Below are 15,810 nucleotides of genomic sequence, written 5' to 3' on the forward strand. Positions count from 1 at the left end.
TCGCAGCTGATTGGCCAGCGGCGCGATGGGACGACCTCATGCCCTGGAACTGGGCCCAACAGCCTGCGAAGCCGGTAGCACAAGCTGCATAGTCCGCGGCCTGCCGGCCACGCTTACAGTTGCGCGACCTGCTGGCAGACGTGATAGCCTCTGCCATCAAGGGCGGGCGACTGGCACGGCAAAGCGGCATGCTCGTGCTCGGGTCTGCGAAGGCGGGGATTTGAGAGCGCTGAACTTGGCCTGCGTTGGGGACAGGCCATGGTAAATAGGACCGGAAGTTTCGCGCCCATCACGCCCATCTATCCAGTCAAGACGCTTAATCAGCTGGCCGAACGGTATTCGCAGATAACGAGCCGCTTTGAGGCAGTCGTTCCTTGTAACGCGTGGTCGAGCTGATCTTCGGATGCGTCAATTACCCGGATCGTCGACTGCCTCAGGTGTATCGGGATAACGGTGTTGCGCCGGCACGGCCTCTCCAATTGTTCGATTCCCCGGGGCCGAGACTTCCAGAACGCTCGCAATCGCCTCGGCTATCTGAGTGGCCAATAGCGGTGGAACTGCGTTTCCCACCTGTGTGTATTGTTGGGTCCGGTTTCCAAGAAAGAGATAGTCGTCGGGGAACGTCTGAAGCCGCGCGGCTTCTCGAACAGTCAGGCTTCGGCACTGAGCGGGATCGGGATGGATAAAATAGTGGCCATCCTTAGATATGTGGCTTGTTATGGTCGTCGCTGGCTCGTTCCACAGCTGCACACGAAATCGATCGTTGAACTTCCCAGAGGCCCAATTGCCGTGCGCCGGAGCAAGAGCGGCGGGAAAATCACGTGCCTTGGGGGTCCTGCCGAACGTTGCTGCATAGCAGGCCGCGAATCCGTAGCGTGAAAGGTCGGACGCCATGTGACCACGACTCTCATGGTTAGGTAAGGTCGTCATGCGCGGGTCGATCAGCCATGCCGACAGTCCCATGTCGTCAATGGGTGCGAGGCCGGTCGACGACCTTGGCGGTACCGGAGAAGAGGCAACAGCCGCCGCAGTTTCTCCAAGTTGAGCTGCAACGCTGTCCAAATCCTCGTCCTCCTCAGCGAACGCGGCATCGGCTGCGTCAAGAAGTGCCCTTGACACCGTATCGCGCCAAGTCACTCCATCGCCCAACGCTGCGCTAATTCCACTGCGGAGAGGCGGCATCTTGCCAATCGTTGTGCGCAGCGAGGGCACATCGCGAGGGACGAATGCACCAGTAAGCTGTTCCACCAAAATGGACTCGTCCGACACCAGGTCGCGTCGAAACCCGACAAGTATCACGCGATGGCGCCTCTGCGGCACGCCGTATCGTTCCGCGTGTACTATGTAGCGAGAGCCGCCCTTCCGGGTTTCCGGCGCAAGCGGCACGACGACGTAGTCAACTTCCCCACCGGTTAGATCCCGCAGGACCTGCTCAAAGATGAGTTCGCCCTCTATACTAGAGGAAAGGAAGCCTTTTACATTCTCCATCACGAATGCGGCTGGTCGCAGTCGGCCGAGGAGCCGTACGTACTCCCGGTAGAGGAAATGACGGTGGTCCTTTCCGGCAACGTAGTCCGCGTTCCCCCTGTTTCGTGCGCGACCCGCCAGCGAGTACGCTTGGCACGGCGGGCCTCCTATCATCACTACATGTCCGTTCGCCGATGCTCTCATCGCATCGACCAAGGGGTCAATGATGGCATCCGCACCCTCGACCGCCAGTTCCAAATGAAGCGTTTCCGCGCAAGCTGCCTCCCATTCCACCGGATAGCGGCAGGCGAGTTCCTCAACGGTTATGAGGCCAGCAAGCAGGTCATAATAGCTGTCGGGACTGCGGTCGAACCGCCGAAGGAAGCTGCGAAGCCGGAGGGTACTGAAGGCGGCCGCATCCTTCTCCACCGACAGCGCAACATCGAAAACGCGCCGCCCGTCGCGACGGACCGCCGCAAAGCCCTCTGCCAGCCCGCCTGGACCTGCAAAGACATCAAGAACCTTGTAAGGGCGGGTCATTTATTGGATCGTTTCATGTCTGATTGGGCCTTGCCAGGTCGGACCCGCTGAGGAAACACCTTTCGCATGGCTGATGTCGTCGATGTTGCCACGAGATCGCGAATGATGGCCGGTATTCGCGGACGCGACACTGCGCCGGAGGTTGCGTTGAGACGCGCGTTGCACCGCGCTGGCTTCCGCTTCAGGTTGCACGTCGCTGAGTTGCCTGGAAAGCCAGACGTCGTGCTGCCCCGATGGCGTGCTGCTGTACTGGTGCATGGCTGCTTCTGGCACCGGCACGTCGATTGCAGATACGCGACGAACCCGGGAACCCGGCCGGACTTCTGGGCTACAAAGTTCGCGGGCAACGTCGCGCGTGATAAGCGTAACCACGACGCCCTTCTCGATCTCGGCTGGCGGGCCGCAACTGTTTGGGAGTGTGCCCTGAAGAAGATAAAGGTGGACGACACCGTCGTCGAGTTGACCGAATGGCTGCGCTCAGACCGTGTCACCCTTGAGATCGGCTGATCAACAACCGATACCACTATGCTCGTCACAATGCCGTAACTGGAGCGCCCGCCTCGTCGAGCCGCTCGAACAGATTCTGGAGCGCCTTGCGCTCTGACGGGGAGATTGCGAACTGCGAGCGAGCGATCTTCTGTAACGCGCCACTGGACTTTGGCGATAGTAGCTGGCGCTTCGCCGCAACGGCACGAATTAGTTCTGCTTTCCCCGTCAGCTGGACGAGCAGGGTGTCGAAACCGACTTCGTAGTCGATCCGCTGCACGGCCGATGCCGCCTTTCCTTCCTCTCGCGCTTCTTCCTTGCCTAGCAATAGGTGCTCGGGCAGGTCAGGCACATCGAAATCGATCTTCGCTAATCGCTCCCAGCATATTTCCGATTTGCAGTATTCGCCGACATTGCGAGTGCTGGTTGGCGCGTCCCGTATTGCAAGAGCCACCTGTGGCGCCAATCGCTCAATTGCCTGTGCGAGTTCCTCGGGAACGTCTTGCGACGTCCATGCTGGGTGTAGGTTTAGACCTGCCCATCCTGCTTTGACCGCGCGTTCGACGAGCCAAGACAAAGTGTATGCCACCGTTTGCGACTTGTATCCGCGATCATCGGCGTACCACTGAGACGCACCAATGGAACGATCCGTCCAGCGGAACACGAGCGCTCGGGCGCAGGCATTGCGGTACCAGACCTCGTTATATCCCGCCTGTGCGATGCGCCAACGTTCCGCGGTCCTCGCCGCGAAGTGAATAAAACACTTTTGAGCTCCTCGGGAGACGATGTCCGGTCGCGGCTCGAAGGTTGTTTCAAACTTTGCTAGGTCGGTCTTGTCGATCAGCTGTGGGCGCGGGAACTCTAGTTCGTGTTTCCGCTTTTGTGCAGGCGTGGCGTAGGCGATGGCGTCTCGATACTGCCCGCGCGCGCGCTCGTAAAACCACTTCGATCCGGACAGCGCACCAGGCTTGGGCGGCGCGCCAAGCCGGCGTGAAATCTGCTCCATTGCGACATGAAATGGGTGGCTAGAAAAGAAGTCGGCTTCGCTGATGCGATTCTGTGTATTCGCATAACGGGATATTCTCGGAACCAGTTCCTCAACCAGCGCTGGATCGACCACCGACAGTTTCATTTGAACGTGGACGCCGGCGAGATCTGCTCGCGACCTATCTTTGGCGTATAGGATCGAGGCCGTGGTCTGCCCGCCATTCACGATTTGGAGATCGCGTACGCTAGAGATGGCGAGCTGCCCGTCCTCTCGGCGCGTCGTGGTAACCGCTGACGCGGTGGCGGTTAGGCCGTTGTTGAACGCAAAGAACATTTCAGGGCTGTCGCGCAAGGTGTCAATTATGCCACGATTAACTTTTGTCTTGGCTTGAAGGAAGGTGCGGACGTTCTGTTCAAGGAGCCGGGCCCCGTAGAGGCCATAGATGTCAGCGAGTAGCTGCCCCGGAAGTGCTACCAAGTAGGATACGTAGTCGTCTCCTAAGGATGCGAGAAGGCATGGTACCGGCTCCGCCCCGATCTCTAAGAAGTTGACTTCGATTGGCTGTGGCGCCGAGCGGGCGGAGGTCGCCTCCGCATAGCGGCCGAAATCGAATACGCTATAGGTGACCGGTCGCCCCATGATCTCCTCGGCCGCCTGTGGGGCCCGCTTCGTGGACATGCGAGCGTTCGAGAAAATTACGATGCGCACGCGCCTGATCGCGCCTGGCTGACTGAAAATGGGATAGGCAGCTCGGAATGCAGCTCCGGTATCCTCAAGCTCGTTGATGAAGGTGGGATCTGACGCCTGAACGATGAAGTTGCGCACGCGGCGCAAGATCGAATCAATTTGCCCCGCGTTCAGCGTCTGTAGTTTTGGATCAGAGCGGAAATCGCAGATAGCGACGTAGAGAGTGCCTCGATCGACGTCGATCGCGAAGCCATCGACCTGCCAAGCGTTGCGACCGCCTTCCCGCCTAGCGGGCGTGTGCTCAAGGTCGATCACTTCGCCGGCTTCGGATGCGACTGCGGCGTAAAGGTTGAAGAAGGCGTCCGCTTGCAAATCGCCAGAAGCGTCCGCCTCAAGCAGCAGCTCGTTGCGAAAGTCTTCAAAAATTTCGTCGAGCGAGCCCATTACGCGAACACCTCGGCCTCGTTGACGCTGAAGGGAAGACAGTCAGCAATCGACACTTGGTAGCGAACGCGTGACACGCCGGGTAGTAGGTCCGTGGGCACGATGCGCGGGAAGCCGTCGCTGATGCAGAAGAACGTCCGATCAGTGAGCGACCAGCACTGGTTGTATCCAGCTCCATCCGTCCATCCTGCCGCGTCGAGTCCTATGCGGAACCGAGCGTTAGCTGCCGGCAGGTCAGCTGTCGCGGTGAGGAACTGAAGAACTAATAGATCAAGACTTTCTCCAGCGCTTGCGGGTGCCATAGCGATGCGCTGGCGACATAAGAAGATCGGCCCGCTCGATGTGTCCAGCTGATCCTCTGAGGAGACCATTAAGCGGGCGTCGGAACTCGCGCCTTGGGTCTTAACTTCCACAATCGCTGACGGGAGTGCGAAGTCCTGCTCATCTCCGTACGGGCCGCGCCATGCGCCAATCGCTGTCGCGAGCCCCATTCGGATCAAAAGGACATCGCGTAGGAACAGTAGTTCGCCAAGCAGACCAATTTCCTCCTGCCGGGAGAGGCGCCCAGAGCGGCGTCGTGCCAATACCTGCTGCCAATGTCCGAGACGGCCGAGCAGCATCCGCATGGCTTTACCGGTCTCGTTAGCGCCGAGCGGGCGAGTCACTTCTAGCAGGTCACCGCACAGCACCCGGAAGATTGCGAAGTCCTCGGGAACGTGCAGAAGGAGTGTCAGTCGTAAAACCCCGTCATCTACTTCATCGAAAACGACGTCCATTCCTGCCGGGGACTCGACGCTACTGGCATCCGGTGCTGTGCCCTCGGCATCGAGCTGAAAGGCAAAGCGGCCTGCCGCATCACGTCCAATTCTGAAGTCCATCGGGTGTGTGGCGTCAGCCCGCAAGATATTGAGAATTGTAGAACCGCGCGGTGCGGGGATTGCCTCCCAGTTATCAAGCATTGTCGTCACCGTTGATTGCTTCGCCGTCGTCATCCTCCTCTGCCGCCTCTTGGGCGGCGAACAGTTCGAGCTGTCGCCGATAGACGGCGTTCACTTGATATACCCGGGTCTTAGCGGGCTGGGTTGAACCGGGTAGCGCTACGGAAATTGTAACGACCGGCGTTTTTATCTCCAGTGGGGCATCTGACTCGCTGTCGGTCGATAGCTCTGCGTTAAACATATGCACGAGGAGAAGCGGGCGAGACCGCGCGGCGCAAGTGGCGCGCTCGACGCCCATCTCGTCTTTAGCGACGATTTCGGGAACGCGTAGCCGCTCCTCGTCCGTCATGCCGAGCGAGGCGTCAGGTTTGTCGGCGACGCGGTTCTTCTGGCCGTTGACGCGATAGGTCCCGTTCTCAACACGCCCCGCACCTCGGTGCCGCAATCGCACTTGGACACCCGCCACCTTAGTTGGCAATCCGCTGCGCAATTGCGGGATCGCAACGTCCCATTCTGCAAGTTCACCGCGGAGGCGGTCCGAGAGGTAGTCGACAAGCAGCGAGGTGTCGCTAATTCGGCTGAGATCGGACTGTACGGGTGAGCACTCAAAGGCGCGCAGCAACTCCATAACAGGCGCTGCGGACACCTTGCTCCAGAGGAGGCCTCCTGGAACTGACTGCGGCTCCCCGATCGCATCGAAGAGCAATGCGGCAAGCTGCTCGTTACGAGAGTTAACCTCGGCGCTGTTGACCAGCGCATGTCCCTCGACGTGTCGCGCGCTGTAGTCCTGTGCAATCGTCATGACCGTTGCCGTGCGCATCTTGTTCGCCGCCGTTACGCGGATGGCAAGCTGGCTCTGTCTCACCTTGAGGCCAAAGTCGGCCGGGGTCATCCGCAGCCGCTCCATGCGTTTCACCTCGAGGCGAAGCTCCTCTGTTGCGGCGTCAACGTCCTCGTAGTGGTCAAGGGATACCTTAGGCAGGTAGAGTCGGCAGATCTCCTCGTAACCCGGGCGGTAGCCGAACCAGCGCGCCATCTGCATCAGTGTGTCGCTGGCGGCCGTGTTGCGCAAAATATACGACACCGTCAGCCCTTCGAGCGTCAGCCCGCGTGAAAGAGCTAGGCCGCCAACGGCGATCACGTGCAAGCCATGTTCGCGGTGCGCGGAGTAGTCGAGCAGACCGCCCCGCATGTTGATGACGCGGGTCTGGATGCTCGATACAGCCTCCAGTAGGACGGGCAGGACGTCGTCGTATTCTACATCTAAGCCTCCGAACTCTTCCTCGAACGTGTCGCGGAGTTCTTGCATAACCGGATCCGTTCCGCCGCCTGGCAGGCCGGCGTGAACCGTGACTGCCTCGCGAACCAACGTCAGATACTCGTAGAGGAGTCCGTGAACGACGTCTTGCACGGCGTTGAATCGGCTCACGTTCACCATCATCGAACAATGCTTGCTGCCCTGATCCCGGACGATGCGAACCGCGCGAGTCAGGCAGAACACCCGGGTGGCCTTCAGGAGCGAGGCAGGTAGAGTTGAGGGGAGTTCGTGAGCCTTATGGGCGAGCGGCAGAATAGAGCGGTAGTCATCAACTACCCTAACCATAGGCTGCCTTAGATCCCCCTGCTCCCAAAACACACGTCTAGAGCCGACGTAGTTCGTTGGCGGATCAAGCGCCTTAATGAAATGCCGAGGGAAGAGATCATCAGTCTCCATGTCGACCGGAGTGTCCGGATCAATGAATATGTTGGCAAAAGGTGTTGCAGTGTAGCCGACGTATGCCGAGCGCGGGAAGCGGCTCAAAATGTCACGGATAACACCGTTTATCGCCGTCGTCCGGCGTGGGTCCTTCGAAGTGTTGATCGAAGCATTGTCGGCCTCGTCGTCGATGAGTATTAGCGGAAAAGTAGCGGCATCCTCTTGGTCGCCAAGCCAGTCGCGAAGGCGCTCGAGAACTCCCTTATTCTTCTTCGTCACGAAGATGATCGGCTCGTTGTGCCCCGAAAGACTGAAAAACATACCGTCGCGCCCGCTTATGAAGTCGGCGTCGCGAGTCGTGCCGTAAGACGGTACGCGCCTTTTACTTGCGAAGTTCTGTATTGGCATTAACTCGGGCGCTACCGGTCCAAAAACGGACTTTTTACCAATGAAGGTCTCGTCAAGCCGTTCCTGAGTTTGCGTCCTTAGAGAATTAGTAATGCCGGCGAGAAGAATTATAACCTTGTAGCCCGCGTCGGCAGCCTTGCAGATTAGCGCCGAGTAGTTGGTGGTTTTGCCGGACTGAACGTGGCCCATGACCATGCCCCGGCGTGCGCCTGCTGGCGCCTCGGATGGGTCTCCACACTGATCAAGGACTTGATCTGTGTCGTGATCGAGCGTCGCAAGAACGTGAGCGGGAAGTACACCGGTCTCCATGTAGAAGCGGCGGAGGCGGCTCCAGTAGTAGAAGTCGATGTAAGGGCGTCGTGTTACCAGCCACGGCCTCGCGTTCGAGACGATAATGGATCCGCGCTTCTGTCGGGTTATGAAGGCGCCCTCTAGATCGCGGACAATGGTTGTCCTTGCCGCTTCGTCCAGATGCGAGAATGGGCCACCCTCCACGAGTTGACGGATGGCATCCTCGGGGAGGCCAACGCCTTGTGCCAAAGCCGTACCGTGCAACTCGTTGACGCGGCTTCGAAAGAACGCAAGCTCACTCTCGTACGGCATCTGTCCAGCCCTTTTTTCTAAGATGGTCACGAACCAGCGCACCGTGCGCCGACCACGGTTCGGTCACGACAAGCGCCTCACCAAGCTTCTTCATCGTGCCGGCCTGTGAGAGCAGAGCCGGCAATGCAGCATCAAACGTTTCCAAGAACGCGCGGGCGTCGAACTCGCCTTGGCTCATCGCGTCCGGCGTACTTACGACGTCTTCGCCGATCGTAACGGCGGGGAACTGCTGCTCGATTAGCGTGATCGCCGCGGCGGCCGCCCGGCCACGCTCTGCGTCGGGGTTTTGGAGCAGTGAAGCCACAAGCGGATGGTCGCGGTTGACGTAGTAGCGGATCCGGCCGCCCCTCGCATACTTGCTCCACACCGCGACGCTGCTCTTCGATGACAGCCTACCGCCGCGCGAGCGGAAGGCCTCAGCGGACCCGCGCCGCAACCCGGCAACCAGCGCGCGAAGACGGTCGCGAAGTAGTGAGGGTAGCTGCGCATCAGCTTTATCTACCGTGATCTTCCACATCGCATCGAGCGAGTTGGGGATGTCAATGGCGACACGGACGAGCTGTGAGAGCTCACCATGTCGGACCAGCCTGAACCAAGTGCCGTTGATGATTAGCCGGCCAGCGCGGTAGACGTAAAAACCCTGATTGCGCAGAAATCCTTCCTCGCCGCCGAGGCGATCGTAGTCCGACAATGCAAGCTTTGAAAAGTGCGGCAGTACGTAGCCGTGGATCCCGATCACAGACCCGTCGGGCAAATGGACCTCCTCCGGCGACAAAGCCTGTGTCGCGTTGTTCTCGCGGTGGAACGGGTCAAACGGCGCGATCGATTGGCCGTTCAAAAGAATTTTAAGCGAGCGGCCTCGAACATCCCCGGCCAAAAAACGATGGAACAGAAGAGAAAGGCGAGCCCGGGCATGCACCACGAGCGCGTTAAAGGCTTCTGAATTAAGCGTCCCGCCCTCGGACAGCCGGTCGCAGTGACGCCAGATCACCTCCGTGCCCGGTGCGGAAAAGATCAATGGATCGGCGACGTCCGCTAAGTCATCCTGTTCGAGAAGGGCCATGCTCCAACCCTCGATACGATCTAGATCCCATTCGGCGCCGGAAATGCCTTCCCCGGTGTTTGAGACGACGGTCAAGCGGCGGCACTGTGAGAAGGAAGCAGACTTGAGACCCCAGCCGAAGCGGCCAAGATCGTCTGGCGAGCGCTCATGTTCGGGATTAGCGCTTGCGGGCCGCATCGCCGCTGAGAGTTCGCTGGCGGACATGCCCTCGCCATCGTCACGGATTCTCACCTCGACAGACGTGTCCGACCGGACGCACGTTACATAGACGTTGTGGGCCCGAGCCTTGATGCTGTTGTCGATTAAATCTGCGAGGGCGCTGGGCAGGTCGTAATTGCCGAAGCTGCGCGCGGACATCATCAACGCCGCCGCGTCTGGCGGATTTGCCACGTATCTCAAGTTGCCCGCCCCTTTCCGAGCCCAAACTCGATTACCCGGTGCCTATCACGATCGCGTTAAACATGTCATCCGGGTATTCACCGGATATAAGTCGACAGGGGATTCAAACAGTGGCCACGTCCAACCATAGGACGATAGTTCGAGATGTCGATTCACAGCTGACGATCTATTTACATTGCGTGTATCGATTTCCGTTGCCGGCAAGCCTGCTTGGATGAACCTTCGCACGGCCGTCCGCCCGGAATGGCGCGGCGAGCCTGAGGCGCTGACCGGTCCAGGCATATACGGCGTGTTTCTAGATGGCAGCCTGTTCTACATTGGGCTCTATGCAGGCAAGGCATGCCGACCATTCGGCGGCTCTGTGCTGGAGCGCTGGAGCAAGCACGCGACCTATCACATCCTGCGGGCCCCCGAGGTCGTGTTTGCTAAAAGCCAGCTTGATAGGATCATTGCCGAATTGACGGGACCGGCAGCCGATATTGCCGCGTGCGTCGCCCAGGAAACGGATGCAGCGAAATCGCCGCTCCTCGAGAAGCATGGGGGCAGCTGTACCTTCAACAAGGCGCGCTTTGCCGCACGGCATTGGGAAACGCTTGGCCCGGGGAAGGAGGAGACGCTGCTCGCCCGCATCAGCTTCGTCTATCATCAACTGTCGCGCAGCTGGGCCACGCGCCGGGAAACGGTTGACGGCGAGGGCGGCAGCAGGTGGGTGAAGCGCCATTGGCTGCGTCCTGCGGAGAAAGCGTTGATCGAGGCTTTCAATCCCATCTGCAACGGTGAAACCACGCCTGGCAGCGAACGGGACGGGATTGGGCCTGACGAGGTCGAAAAGATGATGGCGGCGCTTTTCGGTGATGACGGGGACACCCGCCATGTCTCAGAAAATGACGGCGCTGACCTTGGGAATGAAGGTACATCCCTCGATACGTCGACGGCCAAGGACGACGACGATGCGACGGATGGCGAGCGTAAATTCCGCGCGCGCCTTTCGACCGATGGTGCGGCACTCGTCGAAGAATTGTCGACCCGTTGCCCACGAAGCATGACGATCGGTTTCACCGACACCCCGGACCTGCGAATCTACGTAAATCAGCCGCGCCGCCGTGTGTTGCTGACTATGAGCACGTGTGCCGATGGCCAGATCGCTTGCCACACATTAGCCAGCGTTGCCGTGTGTCGGGCGCTCGGCTTCGATGCCAAGGAAGAGCGTGGGGGCCCAATGAAGGCTGGCTTCACCCTTGATTCAAGGGCGGTCGATGTCACCGATCTGGTGGCCGTGGGCGGCGCCGCGGTGCAGCCTCTCGACGTCTGAATGTTTGAAGCCGGGACCATTCGCGAACGGTCCCAACTGCCCTTAAAGACTTCGATCGCGGTGGTTGAGCGCCGTCTAGCCGGGATGGACGTCGGTCTGGACCAGCTTGGCCGCTACGACCCGCATCGCCTCGACGTCGCGGCCGCAATAGATGCGCAATGCAGATGCCAAGGCGGCGCGACGCGCTGCTGTGCAATCGTCCGCTACCGCCGCGCGATACGCCTCGACGGCATCGCCGCCGTCCTTTACCTCGAGCGCACCATAATCGAGAAGTGACGCGATCGTCGGCAGCACCGCCTTAATCGACCAACTGCCACGCTGGTCGCGGTGGTACCAATGGTCTCGGGTGACGGGGAGTAGATCCACAACCCTGTCAGCCAGGGATCAAGCCCGGTTTGGCTGCGTGGATACGGAACGACGTTCGCAGTATTCGCAAAAGGGTAGAGCCCCCGATGCGATAGGGCAGGCGGCGTCAGCATCTGCTCATAGAACCAACCGGGGTCTGGTTCTATAAGGGTAAATTACTGGCTATGGTCGAATTGTGATCACAGCGGTGATCGTCGCTTGGCTGGTTCGCTCGAGGGCACGGCGAGGCGCAGCGGTGTCGAGGTGTGCCGCATCCTGGTATCGCGCTGGTATCGCAGGTGCGTCGATTTTGGCGTTTTGATGCCTATAACTAATGCTGACAATAACCCACGGTTTTCTGGAGTTTTTGCCAAAAGCTGTCGCATTCGTAATGCGGGGTAAGGTGATCGATTAGCCAAAGAGCCCAGCCCGGGATCTTTTGGGATGATCGGCTTGTGGGTGTAGTTTCGCTCATCGTTTCCTAATGCGCCAATGGAATACGGATAACGAAGGTAGTTATCTCGCTATTCAATATACTTAGACTGCCCCTTTGAACTTCAATCAGAGAACGGGATATTGCGAGCCCGAGGCCGGTCCCACCTGTATCTCGCTTCGTTGTGAAGAAAGGCTCGAACACCCGCCCTCGATCGGCGAGTGGAACGCCGGGCCCGTCGTCATTCACGCGAACTTCCAATTGCGTATCCGTGGTCGACAACTGGATCGTCACGGATTGGGCACCAGCCTGCCTACTGTTTTCCAGAAGTGTCGCGAGTACAGCTTCCAAAGTCGTTGCTGGTACAGTTACAATTGGCAGGATGGCCAAGCCCACGATTTCGATCGAGAAACGGGCCGTTCGCGAAGCATCTGCAACCCGCGTCACTACGTCGGCGGCGTCGGTTCTTTCTTCACCCGGCTCAGCCATGTCGGCGCGCGCGAGATCGAGCAAGCGCGTGACCAGCAACGTGAGACGGCGCGCGTCCGCATCGGCGTTGGCGAGAAAGCGACGTCGGTCTTCCGCTGCCATGTCCGGGTGATCCTGAAGCAATTCCACCGCGCCGCGGATGCCGGCGAGCGGGGTCTTGAACTCGTGGCTGACCGCGTGGGCGAAGTCGCGGAGATAGCGCGAACGACGCTCGATCGCCGCCGCCATCACCGCGAAATCGGCGTAGAGACCCTGGATCTCGATCGCCGCGGTCGGTGGCGGACCGGGGACGCGACCGCGTCCGCTCCCGACTGCACGCGTTGCTGCGCCGAGCTGTTCGATCGGGCGCGTGACGCCGCGGGAGATGAGGCCGCTGAGCACCACGAGCAACCCAAAGATCGCAGCGATCCCCAGCGCGATCTTGCCGCGGTCTTCATACAGTCCCCGGAACAGCGCACGGGCGGAACGCGACAGCAGGAGCACGCCAACCACGCGGTCGCCGACGATGATTGGACGCGTGTAATGGACGCGGATCGCGGCGGCTCGGGACAGCCATTCGAAGCGGTAGGTCGCGCGGTATGCTCCGTTGTGGCGGAGCACGGTCGTGGCGCTGCCGGCCAGTGCTGCGGCAACTTCGGGGAGAGCGACGTAGCTGCCGACGGCCGAACTCCCGGCGGCGATGCTGCCGTTGCGATCGAGGAGGATGATCGAGGCCAAAGTCGTGGCCCGCGTCGCGTCCATGATCGGCGAAAAACGCATGGCGGCGGCCACCGCATCGGGTGACGGTTTCGCGCCGGCCGCGACCGATGGCCGCTCCCCGCGGATCAGCGTCGTGCTGAGGTCGATACCGGAAGATGGCGCGTCTACGCTGTAAGGATGGTCCCCGCCTGAGACCTCGTGATGCGCAACCCGACCCGGCGGGGCGACAGGCCAGAGCGCTGCCGCGGTCGCGGACAACGCTGCTCCCTGCGCGACCAGTTCCGCCTCGGTCTGGCGGACGAGCGTGTTCTCGTAGACGCGCAGGAAGACCGCGCCGAACCCGGGTAGCGCGGCGACCAGGAACAATGTCGCAAACAGGATCGTCCGCAGTCGCAATCGGGGCCAATGGCGTTTCGCCCAGTCCTTAACCTTGCCGATCACGCGCCCGTGCACGATCCGAGGCGATAACCGATCCCTGCCCGCGTCTCGATCAGGTCGTCGGCACCGGCCTTCGCGAACTTGCCGCGTAGGTTGCGGATGTGGCTGTCGATTGTTCGGTCGGTGACCGCGAAACCGGGGCCGTGCAGCCGGTCTATGATCGCGTCGCGACTGAACACGCGGCCAGGCATCGACGCGAGCAGCCGGAGAATCTGGAACTCGGTCACGGTCAGCGCGATCTCGACCTCGCCCCAGAGCGCGCGCCAGCCTTCCAGGTCGAGCCGCAACCGACCGTGCGACAGGTCGCGCCCGTCCTCGGTGTTCGGTGCCCGCGCGGACGTGCGGCGCAGGATCGCCATGACCCGCGCCACCACCTCGCGCGGCGAAAACGGCTTCACCACATAGTCGTCGGCGCCGAGTTCGATGCCGAGCACCCGGTCGATCTCGTCGTCGCGGCTCGACAGAAAGAGGATCGGTATGTCCGCCCTGCCCTGTCCGCCACGGACGCGTCGACACACCTCCAGCCCGTCCATCCGCGGCATGTTGATGTCGAGCACCACAAGGTCGGGCGCATGCGCCTCGACGAGTGCCAGCGCGGCTTCGCCGTCCGCCGCCTCGATCGCCCCGAGCCCGGCCTTGTCGAACGCGAACACGAGCAGCTGGCGGATATGAGGATCGTCATCGACGACCAGGATAGTGCGGGGCATCGGGCACAGGATCATTGTTGCGCACCCGGCGTCAACGGCTTTGGTCCAAGCGTGGTAGGTACGGGCGTCTGTGGTGCTGGAGCGGACGGCGGTGCTGACGGAACCTCCACCATGAGGGCGGCAGAATCACCCCCTCGCAGCGCCGTCCGTCCGGTGCGGGCCGCAAACGCGGCGCCTTGGTGCCGAACATCCCGCGGACGGTCGCAAGCCGTCTCGCGTTGCGCGGGGTCCACAGACGCCAATCGGCCTGCGCATCTGCCGTTTCGGTCTGATTTTCCCACCGCAAATACGTCAGACGTTCGCGCAGCCGCGGCTCGCGTGCATGCTGCTCCAGCGTCGCCAGCGACACGAGTGACGACGGCCCCAGCCGCGCCATGTAGCACAGGTCGAGCGGCGGCCCCGCCCTACCCCTTGCGAGCCATGTCCGGACATTCCACGCCGCCGTGACTGCGCCGAGATCGACGACGCTCGCCGTCGCCAGCACCGTCGCAGCCGCCAGCGCATTGGCATTGATCAGCCACGCCGCCGACCTATCCGCAAGCAATCGCCAGCCGATCAGCGCCAGTCCCGTGGCGACCAGGCCCATCCATGCGAGCGCGGACAGTCGCAGCACCGTCATCCCGTAGGCATCGACATAATCGAGCGTTCGCAACGCACTCGACGCGACCAGCAGCAGGTTCTGGACTATCCAGACCGTCACCAGCTGCCGCACCAGCGGGCTCGCCGCGGCTGCGCTGCCCGGACGCAAAGCCAGCAGCACGAACGCCGCGGCGAGCAGTGCGGTCACGATCAACGAATACGCGCCACGATGCGCATAGTCCGCCATCGTCACGCCCGAGGGCAGTCCCGCGCCGCTCCAAAGGAACGCGATGTCGAGCGCATTTTCGATCGCGAAAATCGTATTGAACGTCACGAGCGAAAGAATCAGCGTCGCCATGCCCGGCTCGAACGCCGTGCCGATCGAGCGTTCGTTGATTCGCGATGCAAGCGTCGCGCGCGGACTTGGTCGCAAGCTTGTCCAGATCTTAACCAGCACACAGAGCCCGAACAGCGTCCGCCACGTTACCGCCCACGGATCCGGCAGCACGATCTGCGAAAACGCCCGGCCGATCAGCGGGTTGGCACTCGCAAACAGCGCGAGAAACACGACACCTCCCACCAAGGGCAACGCGACGACGGCCCCGATAGCGCGGAAGTCGCTCGAGGGCGGCCCTCGACGCTGGCGGACCAGCGACAGCCGCGCCGCATCCTTCAACGGCGCAATCACGGCGGACATCGCGTGCCAGCCAAGCCTGCGCGCCCAGGCGAGCGCATCGTCGAACCGGTGCCGCGGCAGGAGTGCGGCAAGCGAGACAGCCGTCCAGAACAGAACCCAGCCGAGGAAGCTTGGGTTGTCGACGAGCACCGCCGCCAATCCGGCGCCAGCAACCAACGCCAGTCGCGCCGATCCGTCGTTCCAGATCGCCCGTCGCGTCAGCAAAAGGGCGGTGATCCAGGCGAACGCGAACCCACCGACAACCGCGCCATTGCCGTCGTCGATCAATAACTCCGCCAGGACGATCAGCGCCAGAGCAGCGCCGATCTTGGCCATCAGTCTTCCATTACGGTTCATGTTTGCGCTCCCCGATTGTCGAGGACAGCTTTGTCGCGGTTCCGTGAGCGTCGGAT

11 protein-coding genes are annotated in these 15,810 nt (G+C 61.1%); 2 read left to right on the forward strand and 9 right to left on the reverse strand.

Annotation, left to right across the window (positions count from 1 at the left end; all coding sequences use genetic code 11):
• Nucleotides 1-408 precede the first annotated feature (408 nt).
• Nucleotides 409-2,007 (reverse strand): DNA cytosine methyltransferase, encoded by a 1,599-nt coding sequence (locus U1708_RS12675; RefSeq protein WP_332746232.1) that lies wholly within the window; start codon nucleotides 2,005-2,007, stop codon nucleotides 409-411.
• 66 nt (nucleotides 2,008-2,073) lie between these two features.
• On the opposite strand from U1708_RS12675, the gene U1708_RS12680 reads away from it, so the two are divergent.
• Complete coding sequence (locus U1708_RS12680) at nucleotides 2,074-2,514, forward strand: very short patch repair endonuclease (protein WP_332746233.1); 441 nt, start codon at nucleotides 2,074-2,076, stop codon at nucleotides 2,512-2,514.
• A gap of 25 nt (nucleotides 2,515-2,539) precedes the next feature.
• On the opposite strand, the gene U1708_RS12685 is transcribed toward U1708_RS12680, so the two are convergent.
• The 4 genes from U1708_RS12685 to U1708_RS12700 are packed head-to-tail and all read right to left on the reverse strand — an operon-like array spanning nucleotide 2,540 to nucleotide 9,680.
• A complete protein-coding gene (locus U1708_RS12685) occupies nucleotides 2,540-4,612 on the reverse strand; it encodes an AIPR family protein (RefSeq protein WP_332746234.1) in 2,073 nt (690 codons plus the stop codon).
• A complete protein-coding gene (locus U1708_RS12690) occupies nucleotides 4,612-5,604 on the reverse strand; it encodes a PD-(D/E)XK motif protein (RefSeq protein WP_332746235.1) in 993 nt (330 codons plus the stop codon). The genes U1708_RS12685 and U1708_RS12690 overlap by 1 nt, the downstream gene beginning before the upstream one ends.
• The gene (locus U1708_RS12695) at nucleotides 5,564-8,287 is read right to left on the reverse strand and encodes a Z1 domain-containing protein (RefSeq protein WP_332746236.1); all 2,724 of its coding nucleotides are present in this window, start codon (nucleotides 8,285-8,287) and stop codon (nucleotides 5,564-5,566) included. The genes U1708_RS12690 and U1708_RS12695 overlap by 41 nt, the downstream gene beginning before the upstream one ends.
• Nucleotides 8,241-9,680, reverse strand: coding sequence for an ATP-binding protein (locus U1708_RS12700; RefSeq protein WP_332746237.1), 1,440 nt, complete (start codon nucleotides 9,678-9,680; stop codon nucleotides 8,241-8,243). Before U1708_RS12700 ends, U1708_RS12695 begins: the two co-directional genes overlap by 47 nt.
• A gap of 253 nt (nucleotides 9,681-9,933) precedes the next feature.
• On the opposite strand from U1708_RS12700, the gene U1708_RS12705 reads away from it, so the two are divergent.
• The gene (locus U1708_RS12705; RefSeq protein WP_332746238.1) at nucleotides 9,934-11,031 is read left to right on the forward strand and encodes a hypothetical protein; all 1,098 of its coding nucleotides are present in this window, start codon (nucleotides 9,934-9,936) and stop codon (nucleotides 11,029-11,031) included.
• 75 nt (nucleotides 11,032-11,106) lie between these two features.
• On the opposite strand, the gene U1708_RS12710 is transcribed toward U1708_RS12705, so the two are convergent.
• The 4 genes from U1708_RS12710 to U1708_RS12725 form a co-directional block, all read right to left on the reverse strand.
• Complete coding sequence (locus tag U1708_RS12710) at nucleotides 11,107-11,397, reverse strand: hypothetical protein (RefSeq protein ID WP_332746239.1); 291 nt, start codon at nucleotides 11,395-11,397, stop codon at nucleotides 11,107-11,109.
• A 460-nt stretch (nucleotides 11,398-11,857) separates the two neighbouring features.
• Complete coding sequence (locus U1708_RS12715) at nucleotides 11,858-13,438, reverse strand: sensor histidine kinase (RefSeq protein WP_332746240.1); 1,581 nt, start codon at nucleotides 13,436-13,438, stop codon at nucleotides 11,858-11,860.
• A complete protein-coding gene (locus tag U1708_RS12720) occupies nucleotides 13,435-14,142 on the reverse strand; it encodes a response regulator transcription factor (protein WP_332746241.1) in 708 nt (235 codons plus the stop codon). Before U1708_RS12720 ends, U1708_RS12715 begins: the two co-directional genes overlap by 4 nt.
• Nucleotides 14,143-14,173: 31 nt before the next feature.
• Nucleotides 14,174-15,754, reverse strand: a complete 1,581-nt coding sequence (locus U1708_RS12725; RefSeq protein WP_332746242.1) for a DUF4153 domain-containing protein — start codon at nucleotides 15,752-15,754, stop codon at nucleotides 14,174-14,176.
• Between the last annotated feature and the right edge of the window lie 56 nt (nucleotides 15,755-15,810).

The sequence above is a fragment of the Sphingomonas arabinosi genome (genome assembly GCF_036663715.1).
GTDB lineage: Bacteria > Pseudomonadota > Alphaproteobacteria > Sphingomonadales > Sphingomonadaceae > Sphingomonas.

Bases quoted from the DNA above. Each gene is read 5' to 3' on its own strand.
- U1708_RS12675 (WP_332746232.1), bottom strand. From the start codon at position 2,007: ATGACCCGCCCTTACAAGGTTCTTGATGTCTTTGCAGGTCCAGGCGGG.
- U1708_RS12680 (WP_332746233.1), top strand. From the start codon at position 2,074: ATGGCTGATGTCGTCGATGTTGCCACGAGATCGCGAATGATGGCCGGT.
- U1708_RS12685 (WP_332746234.1), bottom strand. From the start codon at position 4,612: ATGGGCTCGCTCGACGAAATTTTTGAAGACTTTCGCAACGAGCTGCTG.
- U1708_RS12690 (WP_332746235.1), bottom strand. From the start codon at position 5,604: ATGACGACGGCGAAGCAATCAACGGTGACGACAATGCTTGATAACTGG.
- U1708_RS12700 (WP_332746237.1), bottom strand. From the start codon at position 9,680: ATGATGTCCGCGCGCAGCTTCGGCAATTACGACCTGCCCAGCGCCCTC.
- U1708_RS12705 (WP_332746238.1), top strand. From the start codon at position 9,934: ATGAACCTTCGCACGGCCGTCCGCCCGGAATGGCGCGGCGAGCCTGAG.
- U1708_RS12720 (WP_332746241.1), bottom strand. From the start codon at position 14,142: ATGCCCCGCACTATCCTGGTCGTCGATGACGATCCTCATATCCGCCAG.
- U1708_RS12725 (WP_332746242.1), bottom strand. From the start codon at position 15,754: ATGAACCGTAATGGAAGACTGATGGCCAAGATCGGCGCTGCTCTGGCG.